A 12,146-nucleotide genomic window follows, 5' to 3' on the forward strand; every position below is an offset into this window, starting at 1 on the left:
AGACAGTCTGTACAATAAAGTGAGGGTATAGGCAACGTGACTAATTAGCTAGGTTTAGGGGGAATTATGCCGCGTCCACGTCGAGATTCCGAAATACTGCCGGCCAAGGAACGTCTCGAAAACGCGTTTTGGGAACTGTTGGCCGAACGCAACTATCATAAGATCACCGTCACCGACATCGTGCGCGTTGCGGACGTGAATCGCAATTCCTTCTACTATCATTTCTCCGGACTGCCGGAACTGGCCGATTCCGCCATCCTGCATGCAGTGGAAAACACGCCGATCCCAAGCCGCCCGGGTGCGAACTTCAATCCTGACGATGAATGGCGCAAGCACATCACCGCATTGCTGCGCGATCCCGACCAACGTCAGCGTCTGGACCGTCTGGCCCTGCTCGCCGGCCCGCACAGTTCGCCGGAACTCATCGAATCGCTACGTGATTTCGGACGCCTGACCATGATCAGCGTGCTCGGACTCGACGCCGAGCATCTGGACCTCAAAACCGATCTGATGCTCGACTTCACCGTGGGTGGCATGCTTGCGGTGCTGCAGCGCTGGCCGAAACCGCATGAGCAACTGCCGATCGACACCGTATTCAACGAGGATCTCGCCGTACTCGCGGCAGGCATGTTCATGTCGATGTCCCGCTCGAACATGCTCGACTATTGGCGCAGGATCTTCAGCAACGGATTCGTGCCCGGTGCGAATCCCCGGCAGTGATTCTGTCAGATGACACCATGACGGCCCGTCGTGACTTTTCGGTGGTAGAAACGAAGAAGACGTTTACGTCCGTTTACGCGAAAGCTCGACAGGGAGGTTGCCCATGATCAATGAAGCCTACAAGGCCATGCTTGGCGGAAAATCCGTGATCCGTGAACTCAGCGAGTATGCGACGGCACGCGGGGCCGAAATCGGCTACGAGAACGTGTTCGACTACTCGTTGGGCAACCCGAGCGTACCGTGTCCGCAGAGCTTCACCGATGTGATGGCCGACATGTATGCCACCGCCGAGCCGGTGGCGCTGCACGGCTATTCGCCGTCGTTGGGCATTCCGTCGGTGCGTACGGCGATCGCCGAAAGCCTGAACCGTCGCTTCGGGATGGACTATACGGCCGACCACATCTTCCCGACCACGGGTGCGGCGGGCGCGCTGGCGCATGCGCTGCGTGTGGTGACCAAGCCGGGCGATGAGGTGATCACCTTTGCTCCGTATTTCCCGGAATACCAGCCGTATGTGGATGGTACCGGCGCGCGTCTGACCGTGGTGCCGGCCGATACGCAGAACTTCCAGATCAATTTCGAGGCGTTCGAGGGCGCGATGAACCCGGGTGTGGCCGCGGTGCTCATCAATACGCCGAACAATCCGTCCGGTGCCGTGTATTCCGCCGAGACGTTGACGCGACTGGCTGAATTCCTGCGCGCGAAGCAGGTTGAGTACGGTCACGACATCTTCCTGATCTCCGACGAGCCGTATCGCGAAATCGTATTCGACGGCGGCACCCAGCCGTACCCGAGCACGTTCTACGACAATACGCTCTCGTGCTACTCGTACTCCAAGTCGCTGAGCCTGCCGGGCGAGCGCATCGGCTATGTGGCGGTGAATCCACGTGCCACCGATGCCGAGCTGATCGTGCCGATGTGCGGCCAGATCAGCCGCGGAACCGGGCATAACTGCCCGAGTTCCAGCATCCAGCTGGGCGTGGCCAAGGTGGTCGACGAGACCAGCGATCTTTCCGTGTATGAAACGAACATGAACCTGCTGTACGACGCGCTCACCCGCCTCGGATTCGAAGTGGTGCGCCCCGGCGGCACGTTCTACATCTTCCCGAAGGCGTTGGAGGACGACGCCAACGCCTTCTGCATGAAGGCCAAGGATTACGACCTGATTCTCGTGCCGTCCGACAGCTTCGGCGTGCCGGGCTACTTCCGTATGGCCTACTGCATCGATACGGAAAAGGTGGAGCGTTCCATCGCCGCACTGGAAAGGTTCGTGCACGAGGTGTACGGGCGTTGACGGGCGAGTGCTCCCTCTGATGAGGGAGCACTCATGTACCGTTGATCGTACGCCGTTCAGTGAGTGGCGATTTCGTCGATCTTGGTGACATGGCCGCCGAACTGGGCGCGCATGGTGGACACCACGCGCAGAATGTCGTCCGCGCCGCCTCGTGAGGTCTGGCGGGAATACAGTGCGGCCGCGGTCGCCGGCGTAGGCACGCCCAGCTCGAGCGCCGCCTCGATCATCCACTTCGCTTCGCCGGATTCATTGGCGACGGGCGGCATGGAGGCAAGCGTCGGGTCGGTCCTGAAGGCGATCGCCAGCAGATCCAGCAGCCACGACTGCACCACCGATCCATCACGCCAGGAAGACATTACGGCTGCAGGGTCTTCGACCAGCTCGGACTTCACCATGGTGGCGAAACCCTCTCCGAATGCCTGCATCATGCCGTATTCGATGCCATTGTGCACCATTTTGGCGAAATGACCGCCGCCGACCGGTCCGGCCAGCACCAGACCGGAGTCGCCCTTCGGCTTCAATGCCTCGAAAATCGGGCGGGCCGATTCGAAATTCTCCTTGCTGCCGCCCACCATCAGCGCATATCCGCGGTCGATGCCCCACACGCCGCCGGAAACGCCGCAGTCCATGAACCGAATGCCCTTGCCGTCGAGCTGTGCCGCATGACGGGTGTCGTCGGTATAACGTGAGTTGCCGCCGTCGATGATCATGTCGCCGGGCTCAAGCAGCTCGGCCAGTTCGTTGACGGTACCGTCGGTCGCTTCGCCGGCCGGCACCATGATCCATACGATGCGGGGAGCGTCGAGCGCGGCGACCAGCGCTTCCAAGCTGTCGACGGTGCGGTCCGATTCGGGCGAACGGTCGTAGCCGACGACGTCGATGCCCGCCGCGGCGATGCGCTTCGCCATATTGCCACCCATTCGGCCGAGGCCAATCATTCCGAGCTGCATGATGATCTTCTTTCTACTGTTGGGATAGGGGTTGGGGATTGCATATGGATCCGATTGGTGATTGTTGGGAAAGGTTGCCGCCCGTTCCGTCTTCCCTGGCCTTCCGCAACGCAGGAAAGAAGGTTGCGGAAGACGGGACGGACGGCAAGTATTGTCACAGGACCAGCGAGAGCAGCATCACTCCGCCAAGGCCGACGACCGAGAGTACGGTCTCCATCAGCGACCAGGTCTTCAGCGTCTGGCCGACGGTCATGCCGAAGTATTCCTTGACCAGCCAGAAGCCGGCGTCGTTGAGGTGCGAGAAGAATACGGATCCGGCACCGATGGCGAGTACGAGCAGTGCGAGATGCGTCGGGCTCATGCCGGTTGCGAGCGGCACCATGATGCCGGATGCGGTGACGGTGGCGACGGTCGCGGAACCGGTGGCGAGACGAATGAGCACGGCTACCAGCCAGCCTGCGATCAGCGGGTTCATGGCGGACTCGGTGATTGAGCTGGCAATCACATCGCCGATGCCGGAATCGACCAAGGTCTGCTTGAAACCGCCGCCGGCGGCGACGATCAGTATGATGCCGGCCACCGAACCGAACGACTGGCCGACCATGCCGTTGACCGCGTCGCGGGTGAACTTCTGCAGGTAGCCGAGTACGACCATCGCGAAGATCGTGGTGAGCAGCAGTGCGACGAGCGGGGTGCCGAGGAATGCCAGCACGCGGCCCCATACGGTTTCGCTCTGACCGGTCAGATCAACCACGCTGGCGGCGAGCATGAGCACGACCGGTAACATGATCACGGTGATGGCCGAAGCGAATGACGGGCGGTTCTCTGCGGATTTCGGTGCTTCGGCTTCGGCCTTGTTCTCGGGGGCGGAGATCGGCACCCACTTGGCGGCGAGCTTGCCGAACAGCGGGCCGGAGATGATCACGGTCGGAATGGCTACGAGCAGGCCAAGCGCCAACGTGATGCCGAGATTCGCGTTCAGTGCGCCGATGGCGGTGAGCGGTCCGGGGTGCGGCGGCACGAAAGCGTGCAGGGTGGATAGGCCGGCAAGGGCCGGAATGCCCAGCAGGATGACCGGGGTCTTGGCGCGGCGGGCGGCGAAGAGCACCACCGGGATGAGAATGACCACGCCGACTTCGAAGAACATCGGGATGCCGACGATGAATGCGATCAGGGCCATGGCCCAAGGCAGGCGTTGCAGCGGCGTCTTATCCATGATGGTGTCGACGATGGTGTCCGCACCGCCGGACTTGAACAGGATCGTGCCGATGATCGAGCCGAACGCGATGAGCAGGCCCACATTGGAGATCGTCGATCCGACGCCGGATGTGAAGCTGTCGAATGCCTTGTCGTATTCCACTCCCGCGCATACGGCCATGGCGAACGAGCCGGCCAGGAGCGAAAGGAACGGATGCACCTTGCATACCGCGATCAGTATGACGATGATGGCGATGCCGATGATCGCCGCGGCTATAAGATTCATGAATCCTCCTTGATTCACGTGCTGCGTTGCTTGGAAAAGACGGGATTGCCGTGGGATTGCGGTCTAGGCGGCCTGCTGCTGGGATTGCGGGGTGACGGATCGCGCATACTCGTTTACAGCGTCAAGCGCACGTTCCACCATGGCGTCCACACTGCCTTCGATGGAAACCTCCACGCCGTTCTCGTCGGGGGAGAGCGGCTCGAGGATGGCGAACTGGCTCGGCAGAAGCGCCGGTGGCATGAAATGCCCCTTGCGCTCGTTCAGGCGCTGCTGGATGAGTTCCTGCGTGCCGCTGAGGTGAATGAAGAAGGTCGGTACGTTCTCGGACAGTGCTTCGCGGTAGCTGCGCTTCAGTGCGGAGCTGGAGACCACGGTGTTCTCGCCGAGTGCCTCGCGTGCCACCATCCATTTGTTGATGACCTGCAGCCAGGGCCAGCGGTCCTCGTCGGTCAGGGGAATGCCGGCGGACATCTTATCGATATTGGCCTGCGGGTGGAAGTCGTCGCCTTCGGCGTACGCATAGCCGAGTCGTTCGTGAATTGCCTCCGCAACGGTGGATTTGCCGCAGCCAGCAACGCCCATCACCACTACGTGAATGCTCATTGTCGCTCTCCTTCAAGTGTGTGCCTGCCGTTGCCGCTTCGCATCGACATTGAGACTACTATAAATCTTAAAGGTAGTATCTGTCAAATCAAAAGTACTACGAAACGGAAAAATCGTGTGACTTGGTATGATTCGGGTAGTACAAATGGCGGAAATCAATGGTGGAAACACATGGTGGACACCATGGGAAAGAGGGCATGCGGACAATCCGCGCAACATGCGGTCTTCGTCATGATGCAGACGTCACGGCGTGCCGCACACATGCGGAACAAGTCGGAAGCGTAAGGAGAGGGACATGGCAGCAATCGCCGAAAACGCAGGCGGCGAACTGATGCAGGATTCGGTAAGCCAAACACTGGCCATCGAAATGCTCGACGGCATATGGCAGGCTGGTGACAGCCTGACGCTGGAAGACATGCAAAGCCGTTTCGGCATCTCCCGAACCGTGGCGCGCGAAGTCGCGAAAACACTCGAATCCCTAAGCGCAGTATGGGTACGCAGACGCGTCGGACTTGTGGCGCGGCCGTTCAGCGAGTGGCAGGCACTCAACCGTCAGGTCATCGAATGGAGACTGCACTCCACGCAACGCGAACAACAGCTCTATTCACTCACCGAACTGCGACTGGCCGTGGAACCGGCCGCCGCCGCCTCGGCGGCCCGACTCGCACCCATCGACGTCAAGGCAAAATTCCCCGTCTATGCGGCACAGATGCGTCAAGCCGCCGAAACCAGTGAGGAAGGCGAAGACGGGCTCTCCCGATTCCACGAGCTGGACGTGGAATTCCACAGTCTGATCCTGCGTGAAAGCGGCAACGAACTGTTCGCGGCGCTCGCCGGCACCATCGCCACCGTGCTGCGTGGGCGGGTGGAACTGGGCAAATACCCGATGAAGCCGAAGCCGGCCGCGCTCGATGCGCACGACGCCGTGGCCGATGCCATCGCCAAAGGTGAGCCTGAACGCGCCCGCACGGCCATGCTCGACATCGTCGACGAAGTGGCCCGCGCGCTCAAATTCTTCTAGGGTCGCATAGCCGGGGCGCCCTCCCGCATGCGCTCACAGGCCCCGTCGTTTGAGATCGGCGACAAGTTGCACATAGAACTCACGCACGTCGAAACCAGGAATGTTCTCGCGGTTCAGATCGATCATGTCGGCGTGCGAAATGCCGCGATCGCCTTGCGGCTCAATCCATGTGAAGCTCTCGCCCCAAAGGAACGAAGACCGGGCCACCAGACCGTCATTCGGACCGTCGAACCATTTGACCAGCGGATACGTGAAATTCAACGGGAACTTGCCGGTGGTCGCATGCTTCAAGCGTGAACCGACGCTACGGCACACCATACCCGCGAAACGGCTGTTGTTCAACGGTTCCGGCATAGGGCTCCGAACGGCATCGGCATGCGCTTCGGTCTGCTTGCGCTGCGGCGGGTTCGCGGATTCGGACTGCATCTCGGCGTTGAGCCTCGCACAACCGGCCTGCGTGAGATCGTGTACGGCGGCCATGAAATCCGGCTGGGGGTCGCCAAGCCGTGCGGCGGCGGCATTGTAGGCGGCCTCCACCTGACGCTGCACGGCCTCGGGAATGTTCGACAGCAGATAATCGGCGAAGCCGCAACCGCGATGCGGCGTATTGATGGTGGTCAGCGAGGCGACGAACGGCGCGGCCCCGCATCGGGCGATCGCGTAGCGCATGTCAAGACCGCCTTTGGAATGTGCGATCACATGCACCTTGCCGCAGCCAGTCAGTTCCACGATCTGCCGGATGCGTTCGGTCAGCTCATATGCGCTACTGCGTACGGACGCCGCCGACTGATGGTTGCCATAGTGGATGGTCGCGCCGTTTTTGCGCAACTCGTCGGGAATGCGCCCCCAATAGTTGAGCACGTTCGAGTCACGGAAGAATACGCCATGCACCAGCAGGATCGGGTATGTCGTGGCGCAGATCCGCTCGGCTTCGCGGTCGGCGTCAAGCCGTTCCTTCGCCTCTTCGAACACGACCTCCGCGTCGGTCGTGCGAATGATCCTGACGAGCGCGATCAGATTGGCGATCGGAATCCAGCCGCAGATCAGGCCGATGGCGCGAATCTTCAGGCCGAGTTGCACGGAACTGACGTACACGGCGATCATGCCACGCCAAAACAGCAGGCTCTCCACCAGAAAACAGATGATCGCACTGCCGAGCCACAACTTCCAACCCGAAGGAAGCAGGTGGAAGGCAAGTACGGTCTGCACGACAATCGACAACGCGGCCGACCACCAGAACGCCTTCAGCGCCGCCGTTCCCCGGTAGCAGATTTTCAGATTGCGCGCCCGCAACGTTTTCGGATGCGTCGGATTGCCGGGAATCATGATCACCGCCGCAGCCAGGACGACCGCGACCGCAACGTTCATCGCCGTCGCGGCCCCGTCGAGATGGGCGGACTCCAGCGGGAGTACGCAATTCGCGACCGCCGCGATGATGATCGTATCGACGGCCAGCCACGATGCCTCCGTCGTCATGCTGTGGTGCATGCATCCAGATTACCTGCGAAACCGGATTGCCGACAAGACCGGATTGCCGACAGGGCGTCGTTCGTGGACGTCCGTCTACGGTGCCTACACTACGGTGCCTACAGGTTCGTGTCGACGCTCCGCTGCAGATTGTCGACGATGATCTGCAAGGTGCCGCTGAGCTGATCGACGTCGGTGAACATGGTGCCGAACAGCGTGTCCAGATTGGCTTCGAAATCCTTCGGCAGGATTGCGCAATTGCGGGAGGCGAGCTTTTCCAAGCGCTTCTCGCCGGGGTGTGTAAGCCGGTTCAACGCGAACAGCACATCAAAATAGGATTCCATGAACGCGGCCACGCGGTGGTTCACGGCGACTTCGTCACCACGGATCGCGGCTTTGCGGATCTGCGCATCGTACGACGGCAGATTGCCATGCAACAGTCGCGTATTGCGTTCGATGATATTGCGGCGCAACGGTTCGGGGAACGGCACGGAGAAGCGCCGTTGGGCCGCGGCGAACCGGCCGTTCCGGTCAAAGACGATCGTGCTGGTGATCACGTTATGCCACAGGCAGGTCGTGTAGCCATTGCTGGCGTGAAAATGCTCGACCACATCGGCGACGCCGTTCATGAAGGAATCGAGGTCACGGTACAGGATGTCGATGTCGGTGCCGTCGTTGAGCGTGCAGTTGTCTTCGTTCTCCCAGAAATTATTGTCGATCTCCATGCGGCTGCAGTAGTCGGACAGCAGTTTCTTGCGGCGCTGCGTCGGTACGGGTGCGGTCACATACAGGTAGACGTCGTAGTCCGACTTCTCGTCGGCGTTGCCGGTTGCGCGCGAACCGCCCAACGCAATCGCCTCGACTTCGGGCCATGCGTGCATTGCCTCAAATAGTTCCTCCACGGATGACATCGTTTACCTCTCTCCACCTCTTCGTTGAGTGACGCATCCTTGCGTCATCGCTGCAAACGTTTGACATCCTAGCACATGGAACGGGAAGCGTGGCCGTCCGTTCCATGTGCGGCGGCATGCGGCGGCTCGTGGTGGCTTGGCTATGCGCGGGTCGGATCCTTCTGCAGGAGCAGGAAGGCGAGCGCCACGACCAGCAGTACCGCGATGGAGAGCACGCCGAGCGAGGCGTTGCCGGTAACCGACGTGGTGGTGGCCACCAGAAAGGTGCCGATGATCGAAGCCGTCTTGCCGAAGATATCGTAGAAGCCGTAGTATTCGTTGGCGTGCTGTTTGGGGATGATCTTGCCGTAATACGAGCGGGAGAGCGCCTGGATGCCGCCTTGGAACATGCCGACGAGAATCGCGAGAATCCAGAATTCCACGGCGGAACGCAGAAGGAACGACGCAAAGAACACGATGCACATGTAGGCGACCACGGCCGCGGTGATCATGGTTTTCGCGCCGAATCGATTGGCCAGTTTGCCGTAGATGATGGCGCTCGGGAACGCCACGAACTGCGTGACGAGCAGTGCGACGACCAGCTGGGTGGAGTCGATGCCGAGCTGTGTGCCGTACGAGGTGCTCATGGAGATGACCGTGTTGACGGCGTCGATGTAGAAGAAGAATGCGATCATGAACATCCACAACGGCTTGTTCTTGCGGATCGCGCGGAACGTGGAGGCCAATTCGGAGAAGGTGTGGCGGATCGCCTCGCCGGTCTGGTCGGCGGTGGCGCGGTAGTGCACCTGCCTGTAGCTGGTGAGCAGTGGAATGGTGAACGCCACCCACCAGGCGGCGGTGATCACGAACGAAGCGCGCGTGCAGGCCACAGTGGTCCATCCGAACAGGCCCGGCCCACCGAAAATGAGCGCGATGCATACGATGAACGGCACGGTGGAGCCGATATAGCCCCATGCGTAGCCATGCGAGGAAACGCGGTCCATGCGCTCGTTGGTGGTGGTGTCGACCAGCATGGAGTCATAGAAGGTGAGCGAACCGTTGAGTCCGATGGTAGCCAGCACACACACGATAAGGAACGCAAGCCAGCCGAGCGGCAACGCCATCGCACAGCACATGACCACGCCGGTGAGGAAGAAACCGGTAAAGAACTTGATCTTCATGCCCTGCACGTCGGCGATGGAACCGAGCAACGGCATGAGCACGGCGATGACCAGCGATGCGATGGTCTGCGCATAGCCCCACGTCGACACGATGTTCGTTTCGCCTGCGGCCTTGAGCAGCGAATTCGCATAAATCGGCACCACGGCTGTGGAAAGCAGTACGAATGCGGAATTGCCGACGTCGTAGACGATCCATTTCTTCTCGCGGGTGGTCATCTTCGCATTCGCCTCCGGCGATTTCGAAGTGGTATCGGCAGTGGTGCTGTACGTCATGCGCTGACTCTTTTCGGGTGAATGTCAGTTCCATTGTGGCTTATTCGTCTGTCTTATTCATCTTAGGGCTGACGCACGGGGCTGTCGCTTGCATGAGATGAACAGCGGGTGAACGTACTCATCGACTACGGGGGTATCGGGCGTGAGGATTGTCTCCGAACGGACCGTTTCGTCGGATAGGATGGGTAACAGGACCTGCTCACGCCGATGGCCGATAGGCCCGGTGAATGCAGGCGGAGAATCGATGCAGGTTACGGTTATGCGACGATGATTGCCCTGTGACCGCCGGATTGCAAGGAGCCTGAACATGGGCGCGGATGTTCCGAACGTTTTGGATGCGAATGCGGATATGCTGCAGTTGCTGGTGAACCAGCCGCTGCCGGACGCCGTCGACATGATCATATGGCGCGGCTCCACGAATGCCGAGCAAGCCGGTCCGTTCGAACGGTTCGCGGCCCGTCTGCTCGTCGAGGCGGGTGCGGCGCGGATTCGCGACATCGCAGCCGGATCCGATCTTGAGGCCATTCGGCTGAGTACCACGAAACGATTCTGGCTCCGCTTCGACGCCGGAGAGCTGAGCCAGGAGCAATGCGACCTGCTGCATGCGGTCGAATCGGCCCTCAATCGCATTGACTATGCCGATGACGAGGCCCATGCCGCAGTGCAGGGCGGCATGTCCGCGGACAGTATCGATGAGCGCTTCTATCTGCGCAAAGCGCAGGAGTTTATGAGCGATGTATCGCACAAGATCGGCATCATCGATGGGCTGCAAGCTGGTGAAAACCGGTTCCGTACCATGCGTGGCGTCGAAGGCGTGCGTGGCGGTGACTGGGACATCAGCACTCGCTTCGCCAACGTATGCGAAAGTCTCTCGCTGCCGTTCCGCATGAGCTACCGTTTTGACGAAGACGCCCGTGCCGGCGTGATGGTGGTGCGTTTCAGCGTTCCGAAGCCTGCGATTATGCCGGTTGAACGCCAGCATGCGGACGGTTTCGCTTCAGCCTATGCCGTGCGATTGGGTGGTCTGCTGGCGTGGGCCGCATTTTCGTCGGGAGTGCGCGTTACGCAGGTCGATCTGACCGGCTGCCTCGGCAATACGGATGGTACGCCCGTGATTTCCATGGGATTCGACCGCGTGCCGTTCATGATGAGCGCGCTTCCCGCCATGAAGAACGGCCAATGCGACGAAATGTCGCTGGACGTCGATCCTCTGGCCCTGCTCAACCTGCTCAAGCCGGTGCGTTACCGTGGCCAGTTCGACGCGAATCGAGGATTTACGCAGATTGAACCGTTGACCATGCCGGCTGTGTTCCTGCAGAAGCGCGTACCGGAATGGCAGGATCAGCGTGAACTTCCGGAATCGTTGCGCGGGTTCCTGCGCGCCGACCGTGCCTGCGAGCTGGACGTCATGCACGACGAGTCGCCGATTTCCACCGACGATGTGATCGCGATCGTCGAGGAGAACGAGGATTCCCCGATGGTCGCGGAGCTGCAGCTTGAAGTCGCACTGACCCAACTGGGCGAGGCCGGCGAAGCGAAGATTGGCGCGAACGGCGAGATTCCGCTATATTGCAGCCGTTCGGCTGGCCGCCTTATGGTGTCGTTGCTGGAAGGCGATGAACACACGCGTTACTGGAAACTGCCGGACGCTGCGGTGGACGTGCACCAGAACCTCGGCATGCTCGCCAAAGACAACGGCGGCAAGGAGCGTGCCGAAAGCGAGGGACTCACATGCATCAAACTCGGCCCGACCTGCATGAGGTTCCGCGAGGAACTCGCACAGGTGTACGCCAAGAACGACGAATACGGCAAGGCCGCGGATGTGCTCATCGAAGCGCTCAAACTGGCCGTGCTGCCTGTGGACTGCGAAGTGCTCTACTACCGGCTCGGATACGCACTGTGGCAGATCGGCCGTCTGCAGGAGGCGCTTGCCTGCTATACGATGATGGTCAACGGCGGCACCCCGTTCCGTAACGCAGCCCGCGACGAGGCATATGAGCTGAGCCAACAGATGGGACTGGCTTCTGCGGAGATGTCGTACGACGATGCCTGCTCCGCGATGCGCGCCGGCGGCATACCGGTGGCGCCGAGCGAGAAGGTTCTGGACGTGCTGGCCCGTGCGGCCATCGAGCTGACCGATGCGGGATTCCCGCTGTTCGCCCAAGATGCCGTCTGGGTATTGGGGTCGCGTGTCGGAGGCGATGTGATGGGTTCCGTTTCGGCCAGTTTGCGTATGGGCGTGATGGAATCATAGGGCGTGTGGC

The 12,146-nt window shown here is 60.8% G+C and carries 10 protein-coding genes; 4 read left to right on the plus strand and 6 right to left on the minus strand.

Going from position 1 to position 12,146, the window contains the following annotated elements; genetic code table 11:
- Window positions 1-66 precede the first annotated feature (66 nt).
- Together HMPREF1494_RS02705 and HMPREF1494_RS02710 are read left to right on the plus strand one after the other, a co-directional pair.
- Window positions 67-720, plus strand: a complete 654-nt coding sequence (locus tag HMPREF1494_RS02705) for a TetR/AcrR family transcriptional regulator (RefSeq protein WP_034519270.1) — start codon at window positions 67-69, stop codon at window positions 718-720.
- Window positions 721-823: 103 nt separating this feature from the next.
- The gene (locus tag HMPREF1494_RS02710; protein WP_003842762.1) at window positions 824-2,014 is read left to right on the plus strand and encodes a pyridoxal phosphate-dependent aminotransferase; all 1,191 of its coding nucleotides are present in this window, start codon (window positions 824-826) and stop codon (window positions 2,012-2,014) included.
- A 56-nt stretch (window positions 2,015-2,070) separates the two neighbouring features.
- On the opposite strand, the gene gnd is transcribed toward HMPREF1494_RS02710, so the two are convergent.
- The 3 genes from gnd to HMPREF1494_RS02725 all read right to left on the minus strand — a co-directional run bounded on the left by gnd (window position 2,071) and on the right by HMPREF1494_RS02725 (window position 5,050).
- On the minus strand, window positions 2,071-2,964 hold the full coding sequence (gene gnd, locus HMPREF1494_RS02715; protein WP_003837598.1) for a phosphogluconate dehydrogenase (NAD(+)-dependent, decarboxylating): 894 nt from the start codon (window positions 2,962-2,964) through the stop codon (window positions 2,071-2,073).
- A 154-nt stretch (window positions 2,965-3,118) separates the two neighbouring features.
- Window positions 3,119-4,447, minus strand: coding sequence for a GntP family permease (locus tag HMPREF1494_RS02720; RefSeq protein ID WP_003842758.1), 1,329 nt, complete (start codon window positions 4,445-4,447; stop codon window positions 3,119-3,121).
- Between the two features lie 63 nt (window positions 4,448-4,510).
- A complete protein-coding gene (locus tag HMPREF1494_RS02725; RefSeq protein WP_034519277.1) occupies window positions 4,511-5,050 on the minus strand; it encodes a gluconokinase in 540 nt (179 codons plus the stop codon).
- 295 nt (window positions 5,051-5,345) lie between these two features.
- Here HMPREF1494_RS02725 and HMPREF1494_RS02730 point away from each other — a divergent pair, with 295 nt between their 5' ends.
- Complete coding sequence (locus tag HMPREF1494_RS02730; protein ID WP_034519281.1) at window positions 5,346-6,071, plus strand: FadR/GntR family transcriptional regulator; 726 nt, start codon at window positions 5,346-5,348, stop codon at window positions 6,069-6,071.
- 33 nt (window positions 6,072-6,104) lie between these two features.
- On the opposite strand, the gene HMPREF1494_RS02735 is transcribed toward HMPREF1494_RS02730, so the two are convergent.
- From HMPREF1494_RS02735 to HMPREF1494_RS02745, 3 genes are all read right to left on the minus strand, one after another.
- On the minus strand, window positions 6,105-7,547 hold the full coding sequence (locus HMPREF1494_RS02735) for an esterase/lipase family protein (protein WP_231495297.1): 1,443 nt from the start codon (window positions 7,545-7,547) through the stop codon (window positions 6,105-6,107).
- Window positions 7,548-7,657: 110 nt separating this feature from the next.
- Window positions 7,658-8,419 carry a DUF4037 domain-containing protein gene (locus HMPREF1494_RS02740; protein ID WP_231495298.1) on the minus strand — a complete coding sequence of 254 codons (762 nt, stop codon included), beginning with the start codon at window positions 8,417-8,419 and terminating at the stop codon, window positions 7,658-7,660.
- Between the two features lie 170 nt (window positions 8,420-8,589).
- Window positions 8,590-9,882 carry an MFS transporter gene (locus tag HMPREF1494_RS02745; RefSeq protein ID WP_003842753.1) on the minus strand — a complete coding sequence of 431 codons (1,293 nt, stop codon included), beginning with the start codon at window positions 9,880-9,882 and terminating at the stop codon, window positions 8,590-8,592.
- A 307-nt stretch (window positions 9,883-10,189) separates the two neighbouring features.
- Here HMPREF1494_RS02745 and HMPREF1494_RS02750 point away from each other — a divergent pair, with 307 nt between their 5' ends.
- The gene (locus tag HMPREF1494_RS02750; protein WP_034519293.1) at window positions 10,190-12,136 is read left to right on the plus strand and encodes a tetratricopeptide repeat protein; all 1,947 of its coding nucleotides are present in this window, start codon (window positions 10,190-10,192) and stop codon (window positions 12,134-12,136) included.
- Window positions 12,137-12,146: the final 10 nt, after the last annotated feature.

This window comes from Bifidobacterium sp. MSTE12, from assembly GCF_000513015.1.
Lineage (GTDB): Bacteria > Actinomycetota > Actinomycetes > Actinomycetales > Bifidobacteriaceae > Bifidobacterium > Bifidobacterium dentium.